The 25,388-nt window shown below is 70.6% G+C and carries 26 protein-coding genes and 1 riboswitch; of the genes, 15 read left to right on the forward strand and 11 right to left on the reverse strand.

Going from position 1 to position 25,388, the window contains the following annotated elements:
- The 3 genes from ACQPZW_RS16715 to ACQPZW_RS16725 all read left to right on the forward strand — a co-directional run bounded on the left by ACQPZW_RS16715 (nucleotide 1) and on the right by ACQPZW_RS16725 (nucleotide 3,612).
- Nucleotides 1-1,419 (forward strand): serine/threonine-protein kinase, encoded by a 1,419-nt coding sequence (locus tag ACQPZW_RS16715; protein WP_433795795.1) that lies wholly within the window; start codon nucleotides 1-3, stop codon nucleotides 1,417-1,419.
- A gap of 119 nt (nucleotides 1,420-1,538) precedes the next feature.
- The gene (locus ACQPZW_RS16720) at nucleotides 1,539-3,272 is read left to right on the forward strand and encodes a hypothetical protein (protein WP_433795796.1); all 1,734 of its coding nucleotides are present in this window, start codon (nucleotides 1,539-1,541) and stop codon (nucleotides 3,270-3,272) included.
- Complete coding sequence (locus ACQPZW_RS16725) at nucleotides 3,265-3,612, forward strand: hypothetical protein (RefSeq protein WP_433795797.1); 348 nt, start codon at nucleotides 3,265-3,267, stop codon at nucleotides 3,610-3,612. Before ACQPZW_RS16720 ends, ACQPZW_RS16725 begins: the two co-directional genes overlap by 8 nt.
- A gap of 2 nt (nucleotides 3,613-3,614) precedes the next feature.
- On the opposite strand, the gene ACQPZW_RS16730 is transcribed toward ACQPZW_RS16725, so the two are convergent.
- On the reverse strand, nucleotides 3,615-4,397 hold the full coding sequence (locus ACQPZW_RS16730) for a hypothetical protein (protein WP_433795798.1): 783 nt from the start codon (nucleotides 4,395-4,397) through the stop codon (nucleotides 3,615-3,617).
- Nucleotides 4,398-4,470: 73 nt separating this feature from the next.
- On the opposite strand from ACQPZW_RS16730, the gene ACQPZW_RS16735 reads away from it, so the two are divergent.
- Nucleotides 4,471-4,821 carry a GntR family transcriptional regulator gene (locus ACQPZW_RS16735; RefSeq protein ID WP_433795799.1) on the forward strand — a complete coding sequence of 117 codons (351 nt, stop codon included), beginning with the start codon at nucleotides 4,471-4,473 and terminating at the stop codon, nucleotides 4,819-4,821.
- Between the two features lie 20 nt (nucleotides 4,822-4,841).
- Nucleotides 4,842-5,819 (forward strand): hypothetical protein, encoded by a 978-nt coding sequence (locus ACQPZW_RS16740; protein ID WP_433795800.1) that lies wholly within the window; start codon nucleotides 4,842-4,844, stop codon nucleotides 5,817-5,819.
- A gap of 73 nt (nucleotides 5,820-5,892) precedes the next feature.
- Here the strand turns inward: ACQPZW_RS16740 and ACQPZW_RS16745 are convergent, their stop codons facing one another.
- Both ACQPZW_RS16745 and ACQPZW_RS16750 read right to left on the reverse strand, forming a co-directional pair.
- Complete coding sequence (locus ACQPZW_RS16745) at nucleotides 5,893-7,185, reverse strand: MFS transporter (RefSeq protein ID WP_433795801.1); 1,293 nt, start codon at nucleotides 7,183-7,185, stop codon at nucleotides 5,893-5,895.
- 151 nt (nucleotides 7,186-7,336) lie between these two features.
- Nucleotides 7,337-7,885 carry a CGNR zinc finger domain-containing protein gene (locus ACQPZW_RS16750; RefSeq protein WP_433795802.1) on the reverse strand — a complete coding sequence of 183 codons (549 nt, stop codon included), beginning with the start codon at nucleotides 7,883-7,885 and terminating at the stop codon, nucleotides 7,337-7,339.
- A gap of 69 nt (nucleotides 7,886-7,954) precedes the next feature.
- Between ACQPZW_RS16750 and ACQPZW_RS16755 the strand changes: the two genes are divergently transcribed.
- Entirely contained in the window at nucleotides 7,955-8,983 is a 1,029-nt protein-coding gene (locus ACQPZW_RS16755; protein WP_433795803.1) for an EamA family transporter, read from the forward strand.
- Between the two features lie 106 nt (nucleotides 8,984-9,089).
- A complete protein-coding gene (locus tag ACQPZW_RS16760; protein ID WP_433795804.1) occupies nucleotides 9,090-9,731 on the forward strand; it encodes a sensor domain-containing protein in 642 nt (213 codons plus the stop codon).
- Here the strand turns inward: ACQPZW_RS16760 and ACQPZW_RS16765 are convergent.
- Genes ACQPZW_RS16765 through ACQPZW_RS16775 form a run of 3 tightly spaced genes read right to left on the reverse strand, consistent with a single transcriptional unit; the run spans nucleotide 9,655 to nucleotide 11,850 of the window.
- On the reverse strand, nucleotides 9,655-11,049 hold the full coding sequence (locus ACQPZW_RS16765) for an RNA polymerase sigma factor (protein WP_433795806.1): 1,395 nt from the start codon (nucleotides 11,047-11,049) through the stop codon (nucleotides 9,655-9,657). The genes ACQPZW_RS16760 and ACQPZW_RS16765 overlap by 77 nt on opposite strands.
- A complete protein-coding gene (locus tag ACQPZW_RS16770; RefSeq protein WP_433795807.1) occupies nucleotides 11,042-11,383 on the reverse strand; it encodes a YciI family protein in 342 nt (113 codons plus the stop codon). Before ACQPZW_RS16770 ends, ACQPZW_RS16765 begins: the two co-directional genes overlap by 8 nt.
- The gene (locus ACQPZW_RS16775) at nucleotides 11,380-11,850 is read right to left on the reverse strand and encodes an SRPBCC family protein (protein WP_433795808.1); all 471 of its coding nucleotides are present in this window, start codon (nucleotides 11,848-11,850) and stop codon (nucleotides 11,380-11,382) included. The genes ACQPZW_RS16770 and ACQPZW_RS16775 overlap by 4 nt, the downstream gene beginning before the upstream one ends.
- 81 nt (nucleotides 11,851-11,931) lie before the next feature.
- On the opposite strand from ACQPZW_RS16775, the gene ACQPZW_RS16780 reads away from it, so the two are divergent.
- Entirely contained in the window at nucleotides 11,932-13,029 is a 1,098-nt protein-coding gene (locus tag ACQPZW_RS16780) for a GNAT family N-acetyltransferase (protein WP_433795809.1), read from the forward strand.
- Between the two features lie 150 nt (nucleotides 13,030-13,179).
- Here ACQPZW_RS16780 and ACQPZW_RS16785 read toward each other — a convergent pair whose 3' ends face one another.
- From ACQPZW_RS16785 to ACQPZW_RS16795, 3 genes are all read right to left on the reverse strand, one after another.
- Nucleotides 13,180-13,839 carry an MSMEG_1061 family FMN-dependent PPOX-type flavoprotein gene (locus ACQPZW_RS16785; RefSeq protein ID WP_433795810.1) on the reverse strand — a complete coding sequence of 220 codons (660 nt, stop codon included), beginning with the start codon at nucleotides 13,837-13,839 and terminating at the stop codon, nucleotides 13,180-13,182.
- A 62-nt stretch (nucleotides 13,840-13,901) separates the two neighbouring features.
- Nucleotides 13,902-14,387, reverse strand: a complete 486-nt coding sequence (locus ACQPZW_RS16790) for a cupin domain-containing protein (RefSeq protein WP_433795811.1) — start codon at nucleotides 14,385-14,387, stop codon at nucleotides 13,902-13,904.
- A 10-nt stretch (nucleotides 14,388-14,397) separates the two neighbouring features.
- Nucleotides 14,398-14,568 carry a hypothetical protein gene (locus ACQPZW_RS16795; RefSeq protein WP_433795812.1) on the reverse strand — a complete coding sequence of 57 codons (171 nt, stop codon included), beginning with the start codon at nucleotides 14,566-14,568 and terminating at the stop codon, nucleotides 14,398-14,400.
- Between the two features lie 62 nt (nucleotides 14,569-14,630).
- A riboswitch (cobalamin riboswitch) is annotated at nucleotides 14,631-14,846 on the forward strand.
- A gap of 110 nt (nucleotides 14,847-14,956) precedes the next feature.
- On the opposite strand from ACQPZW_RS16795, the gene ACQPZW_RS16800 reads away from it, so the two are divergent.
- Nucleotides 14,957-17,356: a ribonucleoside-diphosphate reductase subunit alpha gene (locus ACQPZW_RS16800; protein WP_433795813.1), complete on the forward strand. Its 2,400-nt coding sequence runs from the start codon at nucleotides 14,957-14,959 to the stop codon at nucleotides 17,354-17,356.
- The gene (locus ACQPZW_RS16805) at nucleotides 17,356-18,351 is read left to right on the forward strand and encodes a ribonucleotide-diphosphate reductase subunit beta (protein WP_433797562.1); all 996 of its coding nucleotides are present in this window, start codon (nucleotides 17,356-17,358) and stop codon (nucleotides 18,349-18,351) included. Before ACQPZW_RS16800 ends, ACQPZW_RS16805 begins: the two co-directional genes overlap by 1 nt.
- A gap of 56 nt (nucleotides 18,352-18,407) precedes the next feature.
- Here the strand turns inward: ACQPZW_RS16805 and ACQPZW_RS16810 are convergent, their stop codons facing one another.
- Nucleotides 18,408-19,415 carry a hypothetical protein gene (locus tag ACQPZW_RS16810; RefSeq protein ID WP_433795814.1) on the reverse strand — a complete coding sequence of 336 codons (1,008 nt, stop codon included), beginning with the start codon at nucleotides 19,413-19,415 and terminating at the stop codon, nucleotides 18,408-18,410.
- A 92-nt stretch (nucleotides 19,416-19,507) separates the two neighbouring features.
- On the opposite strand from ACQPZW_RS16810, the gene ACQPZW_RS16815 reads away from it, so the two are divergent.
- From ACQPZW_RS16815 to ACQPZW_RS16835, 5 genes are all read left to right on the forward strand, one after another.
- Complete coding sequence (locus ACQPZW_RS16815; RefSeq protein ID WP_433795815.1) at nucleotides 19,508-20,119, forward strand: TetR/AcrR family transcriptional regulator; 612 nt, start codon at nucleotides 19,508-19,510, stop codon at nucleotides 20,117-20,119.
- Nucleotides 20,116-20,640, forward strand: a complete 525-nt coding sequence (locus tag ACQPZW_RS16820) for an HAD domain-containing protein (protein WP_433795816.1) — start codon at nucleotides 20,116-20,118, stop codon at nucleotides 20,638-20,640. The genes ACQPZW_RS16815 and ACQPZW_RS16820 overlap by 4 nt, the downstream gene beginning before the upstream one ends.
- A 173-nt stretch (nucleotides 20,641-20,813) precedes the next feature.
- On the forward strand, nucleotides 20,814-22,868 hold the full coding sequence (ligA, locus tag ACQPZW_RS16825; protein ID WP_433795817.1) for an NAD-dependent DNA ligase LigA: 2,055 nt from the start codon (nucleotides 20,814-20,816) through the stop codon (nucleotides 22,866-22,868).
- 120 nt (nucleotides 22,869-22,988) lie between these two features.
- A complete protein-coding gene (locus ACQPZW_RS16830; RefSeq protein WP_433795818.1) occupies nucleotides 22,989-23,225 on the forward strand; it encodes a hypothetical protein in 237 nt (78 codons plus the stop codon).
- 567 nt (nucleotides 23,226-23,792) lie between these two features.
- Nucleotides 23,793-24,689 carry a phosphotransferase gene (locus tag ACQPZW_RS16835; protein WP_433795819.1) on the forward strand — a complete coding sequence of 299 codons (897 nt, stop codon included), beginning with the start codon at nucleotides 23,793-23,795 and terminating at the stop codon, nucleotides 24,687-24,689.
- 27 nt (nucleotides 24,690-24,716) lie between these two features.
- Here the strand turns inward: ACQPZW_RS16835 and ACQPZW_RS16840 are convergent, their stop codons facing one another.
- Nucleotides 24,717-25,382: a hypothetical protein gene (locus tag ACQPZW_RS16840; RefSeq protein ID WP_433795820.1), complete on the reverse strand. Its 666-nt coding sequence runs from the start codon at nucleotides 25,380-25,382 to the stop codon at nucleotides 24,717-24,719.
- Nucleotides 25,383-25,388: the final 6 nt, after the last annotated feature.

Here is a 25,388-nt window from a genome sequence, read left to right on the forward strand (position 1 = left end):
GTGCTTCAGGCCGGTGCGCGACTCGGGACCCGTTACCTCCTCCAGCAGCGCCTCGGCGCGGGCGGTATGGGTGAGGTGTGGCTGGCCGTCGACGAGGTGCTACGGCGTACCGTCGCGGTCAAGGTCATGCTGCCGGCGGTCGCTGACGACCCGGACTTCGCCAAGCGGTTCGAGGCGGAGGCCACGTCGATGGCGCGGATCAATCATCCGGCTGTCGCGTCGATCCACGACTTCGGCCGTGACCAGGGCGTTCACTACCTGGTGATGGAGTTCGTGGACGGCGAGTCACTGGCGCAGCGGCTGGCCCGGGAGGGGCGGATCGCCCCGGAGGAGACGATGCGGCTGATCGAGCAGGCCGCGATCGGGTTGCAGGCGGTTCACGACGAGGGCCTGGTGCACCGCGACATCAAACCGGCGAACCTGCTGGTCCGCCGTAACGGCTCGGTGGTCATCACCGATTTCGGCATCGCCCGGCACGAGGCGGCCAGCCGCCTGACGGTCTCCGGAGCCATTCTGGGTACGCCGACCTACCTCTCGCCCGAGCAGGTGCGGGGCGAGCCCGCCGGCGCCCTCAGCGACGTGTACTCGCTCGGCCTCGTCGCCTACGAGTGCCTGGCCGGCGAGAGGCCGTTCGTCGGCGACAGCCCGTACGCGGTGGCGTTGCAGCGGCTTCAGGAGGGCCCGCGCACGATGAAGGTCACCCTGCCGGTACGCGTGCAGGCGGCCGTCGAGCGGGCCCTGGCGATCGAGTCGAGGGACCGCTGGCCGTCGGCGGCCGCGTTCGGCGCCGCCGCCCGTGAGTCGGTGACCGGGCCCGCGCCCGCCGCCACGCCGACGCCCGCACCCCGGCCCGCCGCGGTTTCGTCGTCGCCGAAGCGCCTGCCGGTGCTGCTCGCCGCCCTGTCCGTGGTGCTGCTCGCGCTCGTCGGCGTGCTCGGCTGGGGCCTGCTCGCGAAGGACGGCGAGGGCGAGGCCGTCATGCAGGTGCCCTCGACGTCGTCGGCGGCGGTCGCCGGTGGGCAGGGTCAGGACTGGGAGCCGCAGGGCTTCGTGACCTGCGGTGACGCCTTCTGTCCGGTGGAGCCGATGTGCTGGGGTGGGCTGACCGCCAACAGTGGCCTCGCGGTGCCGCCACGGCCGGTGGACTGTGCCGAGCCGCACTACTGGGAGACGTTCCGGGCGGTGCCGATGCCGGCCGGCGGGGTGCGCATCGACGACGCGGATCCGCTGATCGAGCGGACCGGGCTCGCCGAGGCCTGTTCCGCCCAGGCGATGACGTCGCGCAGCAGCGAGCCGGCCAAGACCCGCAAGTGGCGGCGGGACGTCTGGCCGATCCCGGTCGGCGCCGACACCACGCTGCACTGCGTGGCGAGCGCGCCGGGTGGCGAGTCGACCGGGGGCTACTTCCGGCAGCCGTGACCGGTGGCCGGTGACCGTCGCATCAGCCCGGCGGTCGCCACCATCACCCGACCGGGGGAGGTGCGTCACTCGCCGAAGTCGATACGTTGACCATCCTCATTCCACTCCGGAGGGTTGAGATGGTTCATCCCGATCCGCAACAGCCGCTGTTGAGTACCCCCGCCTATCGGGCGCCCGAGACGATGAGCGCGACGACCAGGCATCTCTCCGCCGCGCCCTATCTCGATGTCGACTTCGCCAACCGGGTGATCCGCGAGATCCTCGAGTCCGAGCGCAAAGCGGTGCCACCGTCCTTCGGGTTCGACCTCGATCCGGTGGTCCGGCACAGCCTGCGGGCACGGCGTCTGCTTCTTCTGCGGTACGCGCTGGTCACACTCGTGCTGGTGGTGGGCTTCTGCCTCAGTCCGATCGCGACGATCACCTGGCTGCTGCTCTGCGGCGCCGTCGTGGCCTTCCGGTCACGGGTGCTCGGCGGGCTGCCTCCACAGGTGCGGACGGGCATCGTGACGGCGGGCGCTTTCGCCCTGGTCTGCCTGGGCGGCTACTGGCTGCTGCAGACCATGTCCGGTGATCTCGGTGACCTGCTGTTCAGCTCGCAGGACGGCTACTACGACTACGGCGGCCGTGACTTCCCCGGCACCGGCCTCGGATTCACGTTCCTCGACTTCCTGTACCCGGTGCTGCTGACCGTGGCGATGGCCGCGGTGCTGTTCCTGTCGCGGCGGCACGCGCTCGGCGTCATCACCACCGAGCTCGCGCCGGGCGCGCCGGCCGCCGCGCCGCGCACCGCGAACCCGCGTGTGGAGCGCCGGCTCGCCATCGTCGCCGGCATGCAGCGGGGCAACCTGTCGGTGCACGACCGGGAGCCGTTCCTCGGCGCAGGGCGGATCTGGCACGGCTGGGACTTCGCCATCACGCTCAAGCCGGTCGAGGGCACCGAGCGGATCCGGCTCGACGGCGCCGCCCTCAACCGGCGGGTGGCCGACGCGATCGTGGCGCTGCGCTCACCGGCTCTGGGCGACGGCGAGAAGGTGCCGAACGTCTTCGTCGTGCCCTATGTGGTGGCCAACGGCTGGCGGCGGACCGATGATCCGCTCATCGATCCGAACACGAAGGCGCCGTACACGATGGCCTCGCCGGAGACGCTCGCCGCGATCGAGGGCAGCCCCCAGGGCGGCATGCGCTACTACCTGCGGGCCGTCGTTCCGGCGCACGGCAAGGAGATCAGCACGCCGGGGCAGCGGCCGGTGCTGCCCGGGCAGGACAGTGGAGTCGCCGTCACGGCGTTCGTGCACCTCGCGGTCGAGGGTGGCATGCTCTACGCCGAGTTCGTCGCCACGGTGATGCCCGAGGTCCTGCGCTATTACCAGCTCGGTGACATCCTCCGGCCGGAGCGCGTGCCCGGGTACGCCGCCATGGACACGCTGCGATCGTTCTTCCGGGAGAACCTCTTCGCGCCGCTGTGGCTCCTCCAGATCGGCTGGGACGCGATCCGGCTCACCGGGCGGATGGCCAAGTCGTCCCAGGAGGCCGAGGAGTTGCGCTACCACGATTACGGCGCCGATCTGAGCGTACGGGAGGAGGGCGCCGAGTATCCGGTCTACAAGTTCCTCAGTCAGCTCGACGCGGCGAAGTACATTTCACTGCTGGACAAGGCGGTGGTCGAGGAGGTGCTCGACGTCCTGGACGAGGCCGGTGTGGACACCGGTGAGTTCCGGGCGAAGGCGGCGAACGTGTCGATCGACTTCAGCACCAAGACGTTCACCGGCGGTCAGCAGATCTTCGGCAACAACAACCGGATCAACCAGACCAACTTCCCGAAGGCTCCCCGGAGCGGAGGCAGCGGTGGCTGAGCAGCGGTTCGAGAACTTCACCTTCCACGGTGGCCAGCAGGTCTTCGGCGACGGCAACACGGTCAGCCAGACCAACAACCACTACTACGGCGACCAGCGCGACGAGATCCTCGGCCACCTGGCGACGATCCGGTCGACCGCTCCCGAGCCGGCCGCCGTCGAGCCCGAGATCGTGATCATCGAGCGGGCGCTGGAGCACCCGACCGTGGACGGCCGTGGCCGGGTCGAGGAGGCGCTCGGCCGGCTGCGGCACCGGCTGGCCGGCGTGCAGACGGCCGGCGAGGCGGTCGCGGCCATCGGGGCCATCGCGGCCGTGGTCGCGCAGAACTGGCCGTTCTGACCTCAGATGTCGTCGGCGGAGCGGGTGCGCAGCCCGTTGGCCCGGGCCAACGGGTTCCAGCGGGCCAGGAACGCCCGCTTCGCCGTGCCGGCGCTCGTCGACGCGGCACGGCCACGGGTGTAACCCGCGTCGTCGGCGGCCCCGCAACCGCCGGTCAGGGTCGGCTCGGCCCAGGCCAGGAAGCCCTGATCGGCGTCGTAGGCATACTGCAGCGCCGCCACCAGGGCGGATCGTAGGTCCTCGCCGGTGGGCACCGCGCTCAGGTCGGCGCCGCGCACCGTATCCATCTGCGACCGGCGCTCGTCGCCGACCGCACGGATGTCGGCGACCGCCCCGCGCAGGTCGTCACACCCGCCCACCTGCTCGATCGCCTGGTTGAGCTTGCGGCGGCTGGCCACACTGCCGGACAGCACGGCGTCGATCGCCGTCAGTTGGGCCCGTGGGTCGGCCGCCTTCGACGTCGGCGGTGTCGTGGGCGTCGTGGTGGGCTGCGTCGTGGGATCCGTCGTCGGCGGTGTGGTCGGGGCCGGCTGCGCCTCGGTGGGTTGCGGGGCCGCCTCCTGCCCGGTCGCGGCCGGTCGCATGTAGATCCCGGCGGCCACCGCCAGCGCCACCAGCAGCACGGACACCCCCGCGATCAGGGGAAGTCGGTTCGGCCGCGCACGGGTGGGTGGGGGCGGCGGCGCGTAGTGGGTGGTGACCGGGGCGGGGGCCAGCGCCGAGTTGCACCGTGCGCACACGGCCGCGGCCGGGTCGTTGTCGAGTCCGCACGTGGGGCACACCATGTCACCCATCGTATCGAGGAACGTTCCTCTCGGTGGGTGGTGCTTGTTTGGATTGTTCGCATAGAATGCGAACATGTTGATGCGCATCGACCCGGCTTCCGGGGTGCCGCTCGCCGATCAGATCGCCGCCCAGGTGCGCGGTGCGGTCGCCGCCGGCACGCTCGCAGCAGGCGACCGGCTCCCCGCCGCCCGGGATCTGGCCGAGTCGTTGCAGGTCAACATGCACACCATCCTTCGGGCCTATGCGCGGCTGCGCGACGAGGGCCTGATCGAGCTACGGCGCGGCCGCGGCGCCACGGTCCGGCGCGGCGACGCCGCCGACCGGGCCCACCTGGTCGACGCCGTGCGAAACCTGCTGGCCGCCGGCCGGCGCCTCGGCATGGACGTCGAGGAACTGGTCGACGAGGTGCGAAAGCTGGCATGACGATTCACGGGAGGACGACGATGACCGAACGAACCGGACGACGTGTCCGCCGGCTGCTGCCGGTGACGCTGGCCGCGCTGCCGATCGCGGTGGTTCCCCTCACCGCCCGCTGGTGGACCGGCCGCCTGCCCGACCCGCTGCCCAGCCACTGGGACTTCGCCGGTCGTGTCGACGGCACCACGGGTGTCGGCGCCATGGTGACCGCACTGCTCGTCGTGGCGGCGGCGCCGGTGCTCGCGGCGCTCGTCGCCGTGCTGGTGCCCGCGGTGCGGTGGCGGGTGCGCCGGGCGCTGGCCGTCACGGCCGGTGCCGTCGCCGCCGGGGCCGCCGCCATCTGGCTTGTCACCGCGGCCCTGTCCCTCGACGTGACCGCCGCCGCCGAGGTGCCCAGCCCGTCCTGGCACATCATGGTGCTGTTCCTCGGATCCGCCGCCTGGGGCGCGCTCGTGGCCCTGGCCTGCGGGCGGGTCCCCGAGGAGCCGGCGGTCGCCGACGCGCCGCCCGCCGATCTGGATCGGCTCGACCTGGGGCCGGGTCAGCGGGCCGCGTGGAGCGAGACGCCATCCCTGCCGCCCGTGCTGTACCTCGCCCTGCTGCCCCTGGTGGTGGCCGCGGTGGCCCTCGCCGTCGGCGTCGACGTGTGGGCGGCCGCGCCCCTGCTGATCGTGGCCGTGGCCGTGCTGCTGCTGGTGCGGACCCGGTTCACCGTCGACGCCCGTGGGCTGACCGTCGGCTTCGGGCCCTGGGGACGGCCGCGGGTCCGGGTGCCGATGCGGGAGATCGTGTCGGCGGCGCCCACCACGGTGCACATCGCCGCGTGGGGCGGCTGGGGTTACCGCTACAGCCTCGACGGCCGCGGGCGCGGGCTGATCCTGCGCAGCGGGCCGGGTGTCCGGGTCGAGCTCTCCTCCGGGCGCTACTTCGTCGCCACCGTCCGCGACCCGCGGACCGTGTCCGCCCTGGTGAACAGCCTTCTCGACAGCGCGCGGGCCGGCTGAGGCCCGGATGGGCGGCCACGGAGGTCCAGGGCGGCGCACCCGGCCGAGGCCGCCATCATGGCCAGACAGATCGTCAGGGCCGGGGTGACACCCCGCGAGGTGACCTCAGACCGGTGACCACCGCCGTCGCCAGCGTCGCCGAGATCCGCTGGGAGACCTGCAGGAACGCGCCGGCCAGTCCGGCCGCGCCGGCCGGCGCGTGAGCGAGGGTCAGCGCCTGGTTCGGTGACATCATCAGGCCACTGGAGAAGCCCGACACGAGTTGGGTGCACGACAGCGCCAGACCGAGTGCCGACGCGGGGACGGTGTGCAGGACCACGATGGTCGCGGCGATGGCGAGCACCGAGCCGATCAGAGCCGCGACCACACCGGCACGGCCGAAACGGGCCAGCAGGCGCCAGCTCTGCGAGGACGCCAGCGCGAAGCCGACGGCTCCCGGGACGGTCGTCGACGCGGCGGCCAGCGGTGACCAGCCCAGGGTGTCCTGCAGGTGGAGCACCAGCACCAGGACGGTCGACAGCGACGCTCCGAACTGGAACATGGCGGTCAGCGTGCCGAGGCTGAAACCGCGGGAGCCGAGCAGCTCCGGCATCATCACCGGGGTGCGGCCGGATCGGGCGTAGCGCCGCTCCCACCAGGCCAGCGACACCAGCGCGGCGACGGCGGTCAACGGCCACACCACCGTCGGCGGACCCTGACCGGCCGGCAGCACGAACGGGAGCAGAAGACAGAGCGTCACGGCGGCGAGAAGGGCCAGTCCGGGGAGGTCCAATGTGGTCCGGCGCGACGTCTCCGGCCGCCCGGCGGGCAGAAACCTCATGGCCAGGGGTACGGTGACGAGCCCGAACGGGACGGTCAGCAGGAGCACCACCCGCCAGCCGTCCATATCGCCGGCCGCTCCGAGCACCGCTCCACCGACGAGTGGCCCGAGGATCGCCGCGATCCCGCCGACGGTGGCGTAGGCGCCGAGCGCGCGGGCCCGGTCACGCCCGGTGAACAGGTCCTGGATGATCCCGTAGACCTGCGGGTTGACGATCCCGGCGCCGGCGCCCTGGACGAGCCGGGCCACCGCCACCACCCACGCCTCGGAGGCGGTGCCGGCCACCACGGCGGCAACCGTGAACAGCGCGATGCCGCCGGCGAACAGCCACCTGCGGCCGTGCGCGTCGCCGAGCCGTCCGGCCGGGATCATGGCCAGGCCGAACGTCAGCGAATAGCCGGCGAGGATCCACTGCAGGGTGGCCGGGCCGGCGCCGAGCGAGCTGCGGAGCGCCGGGATCGCGGTGTTCAGACTGGCCTGGTCGATCAGGGTGGTGAAGGCGGCGGCGAGGCAGACGAGGAGGACGACGGTGTTCCGGCGGGGCACCTACTAATCCTATCGAATATGTGACCTATGGCTGTCCGGTGCGGTACGGGCCATCCGCCGGACCACCGCATACGCCCGGCGGTCGCGCTGTCGGGCGGGACCGGCCGCCCGCGTCGCGGTGTAGGCGGGGACTCTGCGTGGCCGTACCGGATCATGGTTTCTCGGATCTTCTCGCCCGGAAGGCCGTCATGTTGACGCGGTTGCCGCAGCGGACCGAGCAGAAGCGCTTGGAGCCGTTGCGGGAGAGATCGATGAACAGGCCGTCGCAGTCGTCGGCGTCGCAGACACGCAGGCGGCCGGTCTCGTCCATGCGGATGACGTCGATCAGGGCCATGGCTGCCTCGACGCGGATCCGCTCGGCCAGGGGCGCGTCCTGGCCGGTGGCGTGGATGTGCCAGTCCGAGCCGTCGTGACGGGTGAGGTAGGGGACGGCGTGCGCCTCGCGCAGCATCCGGTTCACCGCCTCCACGGCGTCGTCGCGATCCAGCGACCAGACCTCGCGCAGCTGGTCGCGGGTCTCCCGGACGGCCTGGAGCTCGGCCTGGTCGCGGTCCTTGCGGCCGGAGTAGGTGACGAGCAGCGCATCGAGGTCCTCGAGTGTGGTGAGTTCGTCGTCGCCGGAGCGAGAGGCGCCGGCCGTGGTGTTGGCGAGCTCCACGACGAATTGCAGCGCCTCCTCCGTGTCAGGGGCGAAAAGCAAGTTGACTCCTTATCCGGGGCGGCCTAGCGTGAGGGGCGTAAGTAATTTAGCCCATCACTGGGGGTCGTCGTGAAATCGCCGCAGCTCGTCGGGCTGGCCGCCGCGGTCACCTCGGCCGCCACCTTCGCCACCTCTGGCGCATTCATCAAGCCGCTGCTCGAAACGGGCTGGTCACCGGCCGCCGCCGTCACCGCCCGCGCCATCGTCGCGGGGCTGTTGCTGCTGCCGCTCGTGTTGTTCTCGTTGCGCGGCCGGTGGGACGCGCTGTGGCGGGGCCGCCGGCGGATCCTCGGCATGGGCGTCATCGCGGTCGCGTTCACCCAGCTCACCTACTTCGCGGCGATCCGGCTCATCCCGGTGTCCACCGCCCTGCTCGTCGAATACCTGGCGCCGCTGCTGCTGGTCATCTGGGTCGCCGTCACCACCCGGCGCGTGCCCCGGCCGATGGTGCTGGTCGGCTCGGTGCTTGCCATCGGCGGTCTGGTGCTGGTCATCGGACCCGGTGCACTCGGCGCCGTCGACCCGGTCGGGGTGGCCCTCGCGTTCGCCGCGGCCGTCGGGTGCGCGGTCTACTTCATGGTCGCCGCCCGGCCCGCCGACGGCCTCCCGCCGGTCGCGCTCGCCGGCACCGGGCTGCTGCTCGGCGGCCTCACTCTCGGGGTGGCCGGGCTCGTCGGGATCGTGCCGATGGAGATGCGGTTCGGCGAGGTTCCACTGCTCGGGGCGGTCGTGCCGTGGTGGGTGCCGCTCATGGTGGTGGCATTCTTCGGGACGGCGGTGGCGTACGCGACAGGCATATTCGGCTCGGGTCGGCTCGGGTCCCGGCTGGCATCGTTCGTCGGATTGCTGGAGGTCGTGTTCGCGTCGATCCTCGCCTGGATCGTCGTGGGGGAGCGGTTGACGCCGCTGCAGATGGCCGGTGGGGTGCTGATCCTCGCGGGCATCGCGGCGATCCCGGCCGAGCCGGCCGCCCCCTCGGAGGTCTCGGCTGAGCCGGCCGCCCCCTCAGGGGTCTCGGCTGAGCCGGCCGTCCCCTCGGGGTCTCGGCGTTGGAGGCGACACCTCACTGATCGGCTGACGCGTGCGGCGCCGGTGTGACCTCAGGATTCGGTCGTGTGACCCGCCGAAGGTAGTGCCAGCACTACCCTCAACCCTAGGGCCCGCTGTATCCACAACCGACCCCGCTTTGCATAGCGTCGACAGCATGACGACGACGCAGCTCGAACCGGTCCTCATCCCCGCCCCGGTCGCCCGTGTCCTGCCCAGGCTGGCTGCCGACACCCGCTATGTCCTGTCCGGCCTGCCGCTGGCGCTGGCCGCGGTCCTCGTCTGCGTCACCGCGCTCTCGGTGGGGCTGGGCCTGGCGGTGCTGTGGGTGGGTGTGCCGTTGAGCTTCTTCGCCCTGATGCAGGCCCGCGGCTTCGCCGCCACGGAGCGCGAGAGGATCGCGCCGGTCCTGGAGCGGGAGATCCACCACCCCTCTTACCGTACGGCGGAGTCCGCCACCCTCCTCCCGAGGCTGTTCGCCGTGCTGGCCGATGCCCAGACCTGGCGCGACATGGCTCACGCCGGCCTGCGCTGGATCCCCAGCACGATCGCCTTCACCGCGGTCGCGACCTGGTGGGCCGCGGTCCTCGGCGGCCTCACCTGGGTCCTCTGGGGCTGGTCGCTGCCGAGCGACGCCAAAGAGCTACCGGAGCTGCTGGGATTCGGCGACGCCTACATGACCAAGGTCGCGTTCTACGGCCTCCTGGCGGTGGCTTTCGTGATCACCCTCCCGGCCGTGGCACGGTCGGCGGCCCGGTTCGAGGCCCGGTTCGCTGAGAGGCTGCTAGCCGGTCGGTGAGCAGCCGCCGCTCCGCCTCGGTGGGCGCCAGCTCGAGCGCACGACGCCAGCTGCCGGCCGCCTCGTCGTCGCGGCCGGCCCGCCGCAGCAGGTCGGCGCGGGTGGCGTGCAGCAGGTGATAGCCGTCCAGCCCGTCGATGGCGTCGACCAGGCCGAGCCCTGCCTCCGGCCCGTCGGCCATGGCGACGGCGACCGCCCGGTTGAGGTCCACGACAGGGCTCGGGGCGACCCGCCGCAAATGGTCGTAGAGTCCGGCGATCTGCGGCCAGTCCGTCTCGTCGACACCGACCGCCGTCGCATGACAGACCGCGATCGCCGCCTGCAGCTGAAACGCCCCGGCTCGCCCTCGGCGCAGCGCCCGTTCACAGAGTGCGGCGCCCTCTTCGATGCGGTCCCGGTCCCACCGGCTGCGGTCCTGGTCGTCCAGCGTGAGCAGCGTCCCGTCGGCCCCGATCCGCCCGGCGCGGCGGGCGTCCTGCACCAGCATCAACGCGAGCAGTCCCAGCGCCTCAGGCTCGTCGGGCATGAGCCCGGCCAGCGTCCGCCCGATCCGGATCGCCTCCCGGCACAGGTCCCCGTTCCCTCCCGGCCCGGTCTCGGCGCCGCCGTCGCGGCGTGGTCTCCCGGCCCCCTCACGATGCGGTGTGCCGGCTTTCGACAGATGCGGTGTGCCGGACTCCGACAGATGTGGTGTGCTGTCGGGCTCCGACAGATGTGGTGTGCCGGCGCCCTCACGGCGCGACGGGCCGGAATAGCCCTCGTTGAACAGCAGGTAGAGCACGTGCAACACCGCCGACAGCCGCTCCGGCAGCAGGTGGCCCGGCGGGACCCGGAACGGGATGCCCGCCTGCCTGATCCGCTGCTTGGCCCGGAACAGCCGCTGTCCCATCGTCTTCTCCGGCACCAGGAAGGCCCGCGCGATCTCCGCCGTGCTCATCCCGGCGACCCCGCGCAACGTCAGCGCGACCTGCGCCTCCACGTTGAGCGCCGGATGGCAACAGGTGAACATGAGTTCCAGGCGGTCGTCGGGGATCTCCGAGTCGACCGTCCACGGAGCGGGTTCCATGGCGACCTCCCGCAGTTTCGCCCGTTCGACCGAGGCTCGGCGGACCCGGTCGATCGCGGTCCGGCGGGCCACCGTGGTCAGCCAGGCGAGCGGCTGGTCGGGTGTCCCGGTCTCCGGCCACACCCGCAGCGCGGTCGCGAAGGCCTCCTGTGTGCACTCTTCCGCGAGACTCCAATCGCCGGTGAGCCGGATCATCGTGGCGACGATCCGGCTCCACCCGTCGGCGTAGACCGCGGCGATGTCGTTACTCATCACCCCAGGGCCACACCGGCCGCAGCTCGATCGCCCCGGCCCACGCCATGGGGTGTTTCGACGCGACCTCGATGGCCTGGTCCAGGTCGTCGCACTCGAGGACGTCGAACCCGGCGATCACGTCTTTCGTCTCGATGAACGGCCCGTCGGTGACCAGCACCTCGCGGCCGCGCACGCGAACCGTGGTGGCGGCGCTCGCCGGCCGGGTGCGGTCGCCCATGAGGCGGATCCCTTTGCCGTCCATCTCGCCGGCCCAGTCGTCGACGTCCGGTCTGCCGTCGTCGGCTCCCGGCGTGAAGTCCGGATCCACACACACCAGCATCAGATATCTCATCGTGCCACCCCCGTCATCGCCGTGATCGTCGTCATCATGTTGCTGCACAGGGCGGTCAGCCGCCCGCCCATCTCGCCGCCCGCACGCGCGCCGGTCGTGCCGGGCCCGTGCCGGAACGACTGCCGCACGACCGTACTGCCCGGCGTGCTGCCGTCGGTGAGGTCGTACCGCCACGACGACCCGGTGGCCCCGGCGTCGTCGAGGACGTCCCAGGCGAACGTCTCTCGCTCGCGAGCCTCGCTGACGATGCAGGTCACCGTGCTCTCGGAGCCGTTCGGGTAGCGGTTCGTCGCGATGAACCGGGCGCCCGCGGCCGGGCCCGGGCTCTCGTCGCACCAGCGGCCGCCGGTCGCCTCGGGACTCCACTCGCCGACCCGTTCGACCGCGGTCACCAGCTCCCACACCCGTTCGCGGGGCAGCGGCACCACTATCGCGACGGCCACGCCCGTACCCGTGATCAGGTCCATGTCTCGTGCTCCTCTCACCTCGGACACCGGCATGACGAACGGGCCCCCACGATTTCTACCGGCTTCCCTAAACTTTTTCGGATGACCGACGTGAGGGTGCGGCCGATGACCGCGACCGAGTACGACCGCTGGCAGCACGACCTCGCCACCGACTACGCCGCGGACCAGGTCGCGGCGGGAAACTGGCCGGCCGCGGGTGCCTACGAGCGGGCCCTCGAGGAGGACGCGGCGCGTCTGCCACAGGGCGCGGCCACCGAGGGCATGCTGATCCTGACGGGCACGGTCGACGGCGAGCCGATCGGCCGGCTGTGGATCGGCCTCGCCCATCCGCGCGGCGTCCCCGACTGCGCGTTCCTCTACGACATCGAGGTGGCGGCTGAGCATCGTGGGCGCGGCCTGGGCCGGGCGCTGCTGGCGGCGGGTGAGGCGGCGGCCCGCGAGCAGGGGGCGCACGCGCTGGAGCTCAACGTCTTCGGCGCGAACCCGACGGCCGCCGACCTCTACCGCACCTCCGGCTACCAGGTCACCACCCAGCAGATGCGCAAGGACCTGCGGCGTGCCACTCCACGGTTCGCGCCGTCGCACGCGTACGAGCGAGCCGCGTTCGCCGGAGATCCGGGCGAGCTGGCCGGCGCCGACCGGCGGCTGGCCGTGCAGGAGGCGGAGACGTGCCTGAGCCGGGCGAAGCTGGCGCACGCCCGCTTCCTCACCGGGACCGGCGACCACGACGAGGAGTTGCCGCTGCTGGACCGGTCGGTGACCCTCTTCCGCCGGGCCCGGGACGTCACCGGCGAGGCCGAGGCGCTGGCCTGGACCGGGATCTTTCACCAGGTGGTGCGCCAGGACGATGCCGCGGCGGTGCCGTACCTCCGCCGGGCCGCGGACCACGGCGACCCGCTGACCAGGTCTTTCGCGCTGCGGCATCTGGGTGTCGCCGAGCATCGCGCCGGCAATCTGACGGCCGCCCGCGAGCTGCTGGAGGAGTCGACGGCGCTGCGCCGCGAGCACGGTTTCCCGGCCGGCGTAGCGGCGAACCTGGTCGGTCTGATCTACATCGCGGCAGCCGAGGGCCGTGACACCACCGACATGGTCACCGAGGCCCGCACACTGGCGACCGAGACCGGCGCGACGACCATCCTGGCCGAGGTGAACGAGGCGGCCCTGGCCGCAAACCCTTGAAGATCGATCCCCTTCGGTACGGCCATCGAGCGGCCCGATCCGGAAGGCCTCCACGTCGCGCCCCGGTGTCGCGACCCTCGTCCCGGCGGCCCGGAGGTAGCGGGCGCGCGGATTTCGCGAGGGCCTCCGCACGCATCCGATTCATGTCCGTCACTCGTATCGGTACTTCAGCGCGTCCGCCTCGTTCTGCTCGATGTCGGCGATGGTCAGGTCCGGCATCCGCAGCTGGGCCAGGGTCACCTCGGCCGAGGTCGGCTGGGCGTCGGCGGGGAGCCACTGGTCCGGTTTCCAGGCGTTGCCGCGCAGCAGCGACTTGGGGCAGTGCGGGTAGACCTCGTCGATCCCGACCACCAGCGCGCTGGCCGGGGGCTTGCCCACGGCGGTCAGCTGGGACAGCAGGTCGGGGCGGGTGGAGATGCAGGCCCGGCCGTTGAGCCGGAGCGTCGTGGTGCGCCCGGGGATGATGAACAGCAGCCCGGCCCGCCCGGTCGCGATGACGTTCTGCCAGGTGTCGAGCCGCTTGTTGCCGGTCGCGTCGGGGATCGCCACGGTCCGCGAGTCCAGGACCGAGACGAAACCGGCGGGCCCGCCGCGCGGGGAGACGTCACAGTTGCCCGCGGCGTCGACGCTGGCGACCAGGACCAGCGACGAGCAGGCGATCAACTGGCGGGTCTGCTCGGTGAGCTCGGTCATCTGCTTGCGCACGGCGGCTTCGCTGGGAAGGTCGTAGACCCGGCGCAGCGCCTCCTGGTCGGGCACGGCGTCGAGGCGCAGCGAATCGAAGACACCGGTGTCGAGGACTGACGTCATGCCCCGACCCTAATCGACCGGCGCCGGTCCGGGCTCCCCGCCGGAGGGAGCCCGGAAAACGGTCAGTCCAGCCAGATGTTGTCGTGCTTGAGATAGAACTCGGTGCGTTCCTGCTCGGTCATCTCGTCGAGGTGCGCGATGCCCTCGAAATAGCTTTCCCGCGGTGCTCCGGGGGAGAAGTGCAGCAGCATCGACACGGGCGCGCCGGACCGGTTCTTGAATGCGTGGATCCCGCCGATCGGCACGTGCACCCAGTCGTTCGGCTCCGCTTCGATCCACTTCTCGCCGTTGTAGATGCTCATGACACCGGAGAGGATGTAGAACGACTCGCTGATCGTACGGTGGAAGTGGGGCTCGGGGCCGGTGACGCCGGGCCCGCACTCCCACCGGTAGAGGCCGAAGAGCCCGCCCGTGGAAGCCCCGGTCGACAGGTGGTGGACCCGGGTCCCGTTGTTCGGGTAAACGAAGTCGGGCGGCGTGCCGGCGGGCCGGTGAAGGGCGCTCTTCTCTCCGGTGATCCCGTGATACCGCGGTGGTGGGTATGTCATGGATCAATGTCTACCCGAAAGTCGGGATCGGTTTGACGACCTTTCCGGAGGCCGCGTCCCGGGCGGCGGCCGGGTCGACGGCGACCACCTCGCAGCCCGAACAGGCGGCGGCCATCGGATCTTCGGCGGGGTTGCTCTCGAGGCGGTGGCCACCACGGGCGCTGCGGCGTGAATCCGACACCGCGGAGAAGTGACAAGGTCAACACACCATGTTGGGTTAGGAGATTGGGAAGCCGCCCATATATGGTGTCTCCCGCAGCTGGTTCGGACAGGTCGGCATTCGGCCTGCCCGAGGCAACAGGGAACCCGGTGGGAAACCGGGACTGCCCCGCAGCGGTGAGTGGGAACGACCGCCGTCACAGAAGCACTGGGCTCGCACGAGCCTGGGAAGCGACGGCCAGTAGGTGGCGTCACGCCGTGCCCACGAGTCCGAAGACCTGCCAGCGCGCCGCACGCCACCGTGGTGTGCGGCGGTCGAAGGCCGCGTGGGACGGCCGACGCCGCAGGGCCCCGCCTGGCCGGGGACCGATGGTGTCTGCCCCCGCGCGCCCAGCTCGCGAGGAGAGGGCATGACGATCACGCCGCAGCAGACGGCCGTGCCGGAACAACGCCGGCACGCGATGCAGGTGCGCAAGAGAAACGGCGATCTGGAGCCGGTCGACGTCAACAAGATCGTTCGTGCGGTGGAGTTGTGGGTCGCCGACCTCGACGAGGTCGACCCCCTGCGGGTGGCGACCAAGACCATCAGCGGGCTGTACGACGGAGCGACCACCGCCGAGCTGGACAAACTCTCCATCCAGACGGCTGCCGAGCTGATCGGTGAGGAGCCGCAGTACTCGAAGCTCGCGGCGCGACTGCTGGTGGCGTATGTCGACAAGGAGGTCCGGGGGCAGGGTGTCGCGAGTTTCAGCCAGTCGATCCGCTACGCGCACGGCCTCGGACTGATCGGCGACGAGACCGCGGCCTTCGTGGCCGGTAACGCCCGCAAGCTCGACGACGCCGTGGATCTCTCCGGTGACCTGCGGTTCGAGTACTTCGGTCTGCGGACGGTCGCCGACCGCTACCTGCTGCGCCATCCGCAGGAACGCCTGGTCGTGGAGACCCCGCAGTACTGGCTGCTGCGCGTCGCGTGCGGGCTCTCCCAGGACGCGCGTGAGGCGATCGGCTTCTACCGACTGATGTCGTCGCTGGCGTATCTGCCCAGCTCACCGACGCTGTTCAACTCCGGAACCCGGCACACGCAGATGTCGTCGTGTTTCCTGGTCGACTCGCCGATGGACGAGCTCGACTCCATCTACGAGCGTTATCACCAGGTCGCGAAACTGTCGAAGTTCTCCGGCGGCATCGGGATCGCGTGGTCGCGGATCCGTGGCCGGGGCGCGCTGATTCGCGGCACGAACGGGAAGTCGAACGGCATCGTGCCGTTCCTGAAGACGCTCGACGCGGGTGTGGCGGCGGTCAATCAGGGCGGGCGGCGCAAGGGCGCGGCCTGTGTCTACCTGGAGCCGTGGCATCCGGATGTCGAGGAGTTCCTGGAGTTGCGCGACAACACCGGTGAGGAGTCACGGCGTACCCACAATCTGAACCTCGCCAACTGGATTCCGGACGAGTTCATGCGCCGGGTCGAAGCCGACGAGGAATGGTCGCTGATCGACCCGTCGGAGGCTCCGGAGCTGCCCGATCTGTTCGGTGACGCGTTCACCGAGGCGTACCGGGCGGCGGAGAAGAAGGCGGTCAAGACCGTCAAGGCCCGGGATCTGTACGGGCGGATGATGCGCACACTCGCACAGACCGGCAACGGGTGGATGACGTTCAAGGACCGCTCGAACGCTCTGTCGAATCAGACCGGTGAGCCGGGCAACGTCATTCACCTGTCGAACCTGTGCACCGAGATCCTCGAAGTCAACAACGACGCCGAGACGGCTGTGTGCAATCTCGGCTCGATCAACCTCGCTGCGCACGTCGATGGGGACGATGTCGACTGGAACAAGCTGAGGGAGACCGTCCGGACCGCGGTCGTCCATCTGGACCGGGTCATCGACATCAACTACTACCCGTCGCAGCAGGCCGCGGCGTCGAATCCACGCTGGCGGCCGGTCGGGCTCGGGCTGATGGGCTTGCAGGACGCGTTCTTCACCCTGCGGCTGCCGTTCGACTCGGCGGAGGCCAGGGAACTGTCGACCCGGGTGCAGGAGGAGATCTTCCTGACCGCACTGGAGACGTCGGTCGCCCTTGCCGAGCAGTTCGGCCCGCATCCGGCGTACCCCGAGACCCGTGCCGCCAAGGGTGAGTTGCACCCGGACCTGTGGGGCGCGTCGCTGTCGCAGATCGCGCGGTGGGACGCCCTGCGTGCCGCCATCGCCGAGCACGGCCTGCGCAATTCGCTGCTGGTCGCGATCGCGCCGACGGCGACGATCGCCTCCATCGCCGGCGCCTACGAATGCATCGAGCCACAGGTCTCCAACCTCTTCAAACGGGAGACGATGTCCGGCGAGTTCCTGCAGATCAACACCTATCTGGTACGGGAGCTCAAGTCCCGTGGCCTGTGGACGCCGGAGATCCGGGAGCAGATCAAGCGGGCCGAGGGCTCCGTGCAGGGCATCGCCGAGATCCCGGACTCGGTGAAAGAGCTGTTCCGCACCGCCTGGGAACTGCCGCAGCGCGCCCTGATCGACCTGGCCGCGGCCCGTGCCCCGTTCATCGACCAGTCGCAGTCGCTGAACCTGTTCATGGCCGCGCCGACCATCAACAAACTGTCGTCGATGTACCTCTACGCCTGGAAGGCCGGTCTCAAGACCAGCTACTACCTGCGCTCGCGGCCGGCGACGCGTATTCAGCAGGCGACCGTGTCGGTGGCTCCGGCGGCGGTGATCCCGGTGCAGGCCGCGCCGGTCTCGCTGATTCCGGCGCTGACCGAGGCCGAGCTCTGTTCCCTGGAAAACCCCGAATCGTGTGAGGCGTGCCAGTAATGCTGTTGGACCCCGGAATGGACCTGACCCTGCGGCCGATGAAGTATCCGCACTTCTTCGACCGGTTCAAGGACGCCATCAAGAACACCTGGACCGTGGAGGAGGTCGACCTGCACGGCGACCTCGCCGACCTGGCCAAGCTGACGCCCGCCGAACAGCACCTGGTGTCGCGGCTGGTCGCGTTCTTCGCCACCGGCGACACGATCGTGGCCAACAATCTGGTCCTCAACCTGTATCAGCACGTGAACTCGCCGGAGGGCAGGCTCTATCTGTCGCGGCAGTTGTTCGAGGAGGCCGTGCACGTCCAGTTCTATCTGAACCTGCTGGACACCTATGTGCCCGACGAGCAGGAGCGTTTCGAGGCGTTCGCCGCCGTCGAGAACATCCCGTCGATCGCGCGCAAGGCCGAGTTCTGCTTCAAGTGGATCGACTCGGTCTTCGAGCTGCGTGCTCTTCGCTCTCGTGACGATCGCCGAGCGTTCCTGCTCAACGTCATCTGTTTCGCCGCGTGCATCGAGGGGCTGTTCTTCTACGGCGCTTTCGCCTACGTCTACTTCCTGCGGTCACGGGGTGTGCTGCAAGGGCTCGCGTCCGGCACCAACTGGGTGTTCCGCGACGAGAGCATGCACATGGCGTTCGCTTTCGAGGTCGTCGACCAGGTGCGGGCCGAGGAGCCGGATCTGTTCGACGCCGGAATGGAGCAGCAGGTCCGCGACATGCTCGCCGAAGCGGTGGAATGCGAGGTCCAGTTCGCCGAGGACCTGCTCGAACAGGGCGTCAGCGGACTGTCCCTGGCCGACATGCGCGAATACCTGCAACACGTCGCGGACCGGCGGCTCGCCGCGCTCGGCATCGACCCGATGTACGGCAGCCGGAACCCGTTCGCGTTCATGGAGCTGCAGGACGTCCAGGAGTTGTCCAACTTCTTCGAGCGGCGCGTTTCCGCGTACCAGGTAGGGGTCTCCGGAAGCGTCTCCTTCGACGACGACTTCTGAGGACATCGAGCGGCCGCCTCCGTTTCCTCGGAGGCGGCCGCTCGCTGGTGCGCCGGTCAGACCGTCGCGGTCTCCCGCGCGGCCGGCTCGGCGGCGGCCGGCGCCGTCCGGCGGCGGGATCGCACGGCGCTCGCCAGGCAGAGCAGGGCGCCGAGGGCGAGCCAGCAGGACAGGACGACGACCGGGTGAGTCGCGCCGGCGCCGTCGAAGAAGGCGGTCGAGCGCAGCAGCGACCCACCGGCGCCGGGCGGCAGCAGCTGGCCGAGCTCGCCGGACCAGCCGGGCAGCATCTGCGGGGCGGAGGAGACCCCGGACAGCGGGTTGCCGACCAGCATCATCGTCGCCGCGCCCAGGCCCAGGCCGGCCACACCGAGCAGCGACTCCAGTCCGAGCAGGGTGAGAGCGGTGGCGCCGACACTCAACGCGATCCCGCCCGCGTTGGCGAGATAGTCGCCGCTCAGCGAGCCCAGCCAGAACTGCAGGATCGCGGCCATCGCCAGGCCTCCGGCGATCGCGAAGGCCAGCGCGCCGGTCACCCGCTGTGCGGCGCCGCGCAGGCGGGCGGTGAGCAGGGCGGCGGCCATGATGCCGCCGATGACCAGGGGCAGGGCCCCGGCGGCCAGGCCGGCGCCGCGCGGGTCGTCGGACGGCAGCGGGACCAGGTCGCGGGCCGCCACGGCGGGCGTCTCGCCCTGGGCCAGACCTGCGGCCAGGGCGGACAGGGTCTGCGCCACCGGGGCGCTGGCCGCGGAGGCGGTGACGACCTGCGGCTTTCCGCTGCTCAGGTCGATGGCACCGTACGCCTCCCGGTCGCGGATCAGCTGTTCGGCGGCGGCCGTGCTGTCGACCGCGGTGATCTCGAAGGCGCCGGGCAGGCGCTGCTCGAGGGCGGCGGTGACCTGTTGCACGGCGGGGGCGGGCCCGACCACGGCGATCGGGATGTCGTGAACCGTGGACCGGACGGCCGGCCATGCGAAGGCGGTGAGCAGCACGCTGATGATGACCGTGAGCAGCCCGACCGTCGCGGCGACCTGCGGCCAGGACGACGGTTTGTCGCTGGTCATGTCGACTCCTTTAAGAGAACGGTTGTTCGTTTTTCAGAGTCCACCGATGGCTGCCGTTTGTCAAGAATGACCGTTCGTTTTAGCTTTGGCGCATGCCACGGGTCACCGAGTCACACCGCGCCGGACGCCGGGCCGAGATCCTCGCGGCCGCCGCCCGGCTCTTCGCCGCCAACGGGTTCCACGCCACCTCGATGGCCGGGATCATCGCCGAGTCGGGGCTGTCCGCCGGCGCCGTCTACAGCTATTTCCGCAGCAAGCACGAGCTGATCGAGGCTGTCGCCGAGTTCGTCATGTCGACCGCTGACGACGTGTTCGGCGAGTTGCTGGCCGGGGACGCCGTCCCATCACCGGCCGACGTGACCAGCGCCATGGTCGAGGGCATCGCGGGGCAGCTGATCCACCATCCCGTCATCGGGGCCGACATGACGCGTCTGGCCGTACAGACATGGTCCGAGGCTCTTCGTAATCCGGACGTGCTCGCCCGCGTCTCCCACGTCGTGGTCCGGCTTCGGGGCCACTGCGCGGAGGCGGCCCGGCGCTGGCAGGACGCCGGAAACCTGCCCGCCGAGGTGACACCGGACCAGGTCGGCGCGGCCATGCTCAGCCTCGTGCAGGGCTACATCCTGCAGCGGCTGCTCCTGCCGCAGACCGACGCCCCCTACTATGTTGCCGGGATCCGCGCGCTGCTCTCGGGGAAGACGTGAAACCGGTCTGGCTGCTCGACGTCGACGGTGTGATCAACGCGTTCCGTGCCGGCTGGTGGCATTCCCGGCCGCACCTCGTGCAGGTCTGGTCCCGCGCCGACGCCTACGACTATCGGATCCGCTACGAGCCACGCCTCGTCTCTGCCGTTCGCGCCGTCCACGACGAAGGGCTCGCCGAGGTCGTCTGGTGCACCACCTGGTGCAGTGACGCGGACGCGATCGAGGAGGCGTTCGGCCTTCCGGTGCTTCCCCGGGCGTTCACCGAGCCCGTCAAGGGGATGGAGGCCTGCGCTGCCAAGATCGATGCGGCACGGCGGGTCGTCGAGGCCGGGCGGCCGCTCGTCTGGACCGACGACGTCGAGGTGGGGCACCACGCGGACGAATGCGCGGCCTGGGCGGCGGACGGGAGAGCGCTGACCATCGCGCCGGACGAGAGCCGAGGGCTGCGGCCCGGTCACGTGCGGCGGATCCGGGCCTACCTCACCGGAGCACCGGTGCCGCCGATCCGATCGAGTGATTAGCCTGCCCGGCATGCCGGTCGACGTGGACGCGCAGCTCCGGACGCCCGGTGACGCTCGCGGCGGACACTGGCCGGTGGCCGGTTCCTCGACGAGCGGCTCCAGCGGTGCCCCCGGGTGGTGTCACGGATCCGAAGCGGCGAATTTTTGTCGGACCCTGGCCGTACCCTTCGGGCATGGTAAATCGTTCACCGGAAACCGACGGGTTGTCGTCTTCTGAGGTGGCCTTCGGCTCCTCCGGCTCAGCCCCTCCCTTCGAGGATCGCGGCGCGTTCGACGAGGCCGTCGAGTCGGCTCGTGGGGCGGCTCGGGTCTATTACGACACCGGCGACGCGGTGATGACCGACGGGGAATACGACGAGCTCGCCGACCGGATCGCGGCATCGGTGGCCGAGCATCCGGAGTGGGACGACCGGGGCGTCACCACCGCAGTGGCCGCGGGGGCCTCTGCGGGCGGCGACGTGCGGCACCCGACGGCGATGCTCTCCCTAGACAAGATCAAGACGCCGGAGGAGGTCGAGGCGTTCGTCGCCACCCTGGGCGGCGACGCCTGCCTGGTCGAGGTGAAGCTCGACGGGCTCGCGATCCGGGCGGAGTATGTCGACGGCAGGCTCGTTCTCGCGGCACTGCGCGGCGACGGCACCACCGGCGAGGACGTGACCGCCCAGGTGCGGCGCGGCATCACCGGCCTGCCGGCCGAGCTGACCGCACCCTGGACGGGTGAGGTGCGCGGCGAGGTCTACATGACCGTCGACGACTTCGAGGCGGCCGGCGCCAACCGGGTCGCCGCGGGTGGCAAGCCGTTCGTCAACTCGCGGGGCGCGGTCGCCGGGGCGATCCGCAGCATCGACCGGGCCTACGAGGCGCCCATGACGTTCGCGACCTACGAGATCACCGGCGACGGCGTCGACCCGGCCGGCACCCACCTGGGGCGGATGGACCGGGCCGAGGAGCTCGGCTTCCCGGCCGCCTGCCGGCTGATCCCCGAGGTCGCCGGCGAGTGCTTCACGGCCGAGCAGGTCAACACGGCGATCGAGGTGATCGGCAGCCGGCGGGCCACCCTGGTGTTCCCGATCGACGGCGCGGTCATCAAGGCCGATGCCGAGTCCACCCGACGCCGGTTGGGGCTGGCCAGCCGCACCCCCTATTGGGCGGTCGCCTTCAAGTACCCACCGGACACCGCCTCCACCTACCTGCGCGACATCGAGGTGCGGGTCGGCCGGACCGGCCGGATCAGCCTGCGCGCCATCATCGACCCGGTCGTCGTCGGCGGCACCACGGTCACCAAGGCCACCCTCCACAACCCACAGTGGGTCGCCGAGCAGGGGCTCGCCATCGGGCAGAAAGTCGCGGTGTGGCGAGCCGGTGACGTCATCCCCCGGGTGACCTCGCCCATCGGCGACCAGCCACACGGCCTGACCCCCTGGGTGGCGCCCGAGGTGTGCCCCCAGTGCGGTGAGGCGTGGGACAGGTCGAGCCTGCTCTGGCGTTGCCACACCGCTTCGTGCGCCGCGGCGAACGCGCTGGCCTACTGGTGCAGCCGGGAGGCCCTCGACGTCGACGGGGCCGGCGACTCCTTCTGTGACGCGGTGATCGAGGCGGGCCTGGCCCGCAACGTCGCCGACCTGTATGCCTTGACCGTCGACGCCATCGCCGATCTGCCGGTGGGAAAGACAGTCGCCGGGGGCACGGTGATGCTGGGCCGGTCCAACGCCGAGCGGATCATCGCCGGGCTGGAGGCGAGCAAGCAGCAGCCGTTCAATCGGGTCGTCACCGGCCTCGGCATCCGGATGACCGGCCGCAGCGTCGGTCGCTGGCTCGCCGCCCGGTTCAAGTCGATGGCGGCGCTGCGTGCGGCCACCGTCGAGGAGATCGCCGAGATCGACAAGATGGGCCTGATCAAAGCGCAGCACGTCGTCGACGGCCTGGCCGCGATGGGTGACGTGATCGATCGTCTCACCGGTTTCGGCCTGACCATGGAGGTCGTCGACGACGGCGGCGCGAAACCGCTGGCCGGGCAGACCTATGTGGTGTCCGGCTCGGTGCCCGGCTACACACGCACCACGGTGAGCGAGCGGATCGAGGCTCTGGGCGGATCGGCCAGCAGCAGCGTGTCGGCCAAGACGACCGCCCTCGTGACGGCGGAGACCACGACCAGCAAGGCGAAGAAGGCGGCCCAACTCGGCATCCCCGTCATCGACCCGGAGGAGTTCGCCCGCATGCTCGCGTGAGCGCCGGTTCGGCTGTGCCGTCTCGGCTTCCGTGGTGGAGCGATGGTCCGCTCAGGTATGGCCACCGCCCGTCCTGGGTAGACAGGAGGCGTCAAAGAAAGTCGCCGGGAGGAGCCCGAGATGTCGCACACCACCAGCCGCCAGACCGTTAGCGCCGCCCGTATCTGCACGATCATCGCCTTCGTGTTCGCGGGCTTGGCCGTCCTGTTCTGGCCGTTCATGTTCGGCCTGGTCGCCATCATCCTCGGCCTGGTCGGCGGCTTCCTCGGTGACCGCCCGCTCGGCTTCTACGCCGCTGCCGCCGGTGCGGCCGGCGCTGTGCTCGGCATCGTGCTCGCCGCGGCCATTCTCGGCTGACCTGGGCCGTTGCGCTCTCCGGGTGATGCCGGTCGCCTTGTCCGTCGGCGGGTTTCGTCTGCGGGTCTGCGCCGGCCGGCATCTGTCGATCGGCTTTCTCGATCGCCCCGTACTCGTCCATCCGATCGGCCCGCATTCGTCGATCGGTAACTGTCGGTCGGTGTCTGTGGGCCGGTGTCTGTCGGTCGGTGTCTGTGGGCCGCTGTCTGTGTGGGCCGGGTTACGTCGGCTGGGTTACGTCGGCCCCTATTCGCCGATCGGATCCGGCCGGTATTCGTCGATCGGGATCCGTCGGCCGGAATTCGTCGGCCGGTCCCGGGAGTCGTGCCGGCAACCGGCGTAGTGCTCGTCTGCCGGCGCCGAGTCATTCGACAGTGGGCCGATACCACTCTTTCCTGACGGCATGACGCGCCGCTCTCGCCCTGTTCGTGGCGCCGGGGAGCGGCGTGTTTCGGTGACTTTCTGCGGAGGCGGCCAGCCGGCGCGGCCTCACCGAACCGCACGTGACCGGTCGCATGTGCGCTGAGCATGTCGGTGACGTGTGATCTGCTCTCTACAGTGGCGGTGGTGAGTGTCGATCGGCGGCCGTTGCTGAGCGAGGCGCCTGATGCGGTTCGGGACTGGGTGGCCGGGCTGCTCGGGGAGCCGGTCGTGGTGGAGCGGGCCGCGGAGGCCGGGTTCACACCGTCGATCGCCTCGGTGGTGAACGGGCGGTCCGGAGCTCGGTTGTTCGTCAAGGCCGCGCCGATCGGGAACGGCCTCGGTGAGGCTGTGGAAGCCGGGACTGCTCTGGCCGAAACGGTCGGTGATCTCGGGCCGCGGCTCGCGGGAGCGGGGTCGTGCGGCGAATGGCGGGTAGCCGCCTACGAGGTGGTCGACGGGACGGCCGTGGAGGAATGGACCACCGCCGACGTCGACGAGTTGCTGCGGGTCACCGCCCGGATGCGCGAGCGGCTCGCATCAGGTCCGATCGAGGGCGTCCGGCCGTACGCCGATGATTTCGTGCCCTTGCTCGGCGATTGGGCGACGCTCGGAGTGAGCCGGCCCCCGCCGATCTCCGTGCCGGTGGCGCGGCTCGCCGAGCTGGAGGCCCGCTGGACCGCCGTGCTCGCACCGGGCGTCGCGCTGCATCACGGAGATCTGCGGCGCGACAACGTGATCCGGGAGCCCGAGGGGCGGCTACGAATCGTCGACTGGACTCATCTGTGGACGGCGCCGGGCTGGACGGACCTGATCCGGTTGCTGCCCGACCTGGCGTTGTGCGGACACGATCCGGAAGCCGTGCTGAGACGGTCCTGTTGGCGTGACACGCCCGACGAGCATGTGAACGTGGCGCTCGCCGGGCTCGCCGGCAGGGCCTGGCGCGACTGCGCGCTACCCGGTGGGTCACGGCTGCGAAGCATGCAGCGTGAACAGGCCGAGCAGCTCCTGTCGTGGCTGGACTCCCTGCTCCGGCGGGAGTGAGGCGATCACTCTCGTGGGGAGCGCGGTTCAGGCGGGTGTCAGACCGGCGGCGACCGCTTTCAGGACGTCGGCGGGCACGCGTGTGTTCGCCTCGATCGTGATCACGGTGCGGTCGGCGCCGGCGATCACAATGCCGTACCCGGCGCTCGCCGACGCGGATGGCCTGGTCAGATGGGCCTTGCCGGTGGGAACGTCGAATTTCTCGACCAGGACGGATCCGGTCAGCTGACGGTTCAGAAGGGCGTTGAAAGTGGTCGCCGGCAGCGTCTCGGAGGGCGGCACCGACGGGCGCAACACGGTGATCCACAGATACGAGCCGCCGTTGGCCTGCTCGAAACGGCGCATCGACTCCACCACGTTCAGGTCCCGCGGGCTGGAGGACGGACCCGCTTCGGTGCCGTCCGTCCTGATCATCAGCGTCCTGCTGCCGTGCTTCTCGTCGAGCCGGATGCCGTCCGGGAGGTAGCCGATCAGGAACCGGTCCACGTCGGGAACCGTGGGGGAGGCCGCCGTGACCGGACTGGGCGCCGGTCTCAGCTGCGTGACGGTGACGACACCGGTGACAGCCAGAACGGCGAGTCCCGCGGCAGCCACCCGGAACGCTCGCCGACGGCGCACGCCGCGCTGGACCCGATGCAGGAACTCCTCCGTCACCGGGAGATCGAAATCGGTCGTCTTCAAAATCTCCGGCATGTCAGT

Origin of the sequence: Actinoplanes sp. CA-252034 (assembly GCF_050956125.1) — a bacterium.
Taxonomy (GTDB): Bacteria; Actinomycetota; Actinomycetes; order Mycobacteriales; family Micromonosporaceae; genus Actinoplanes.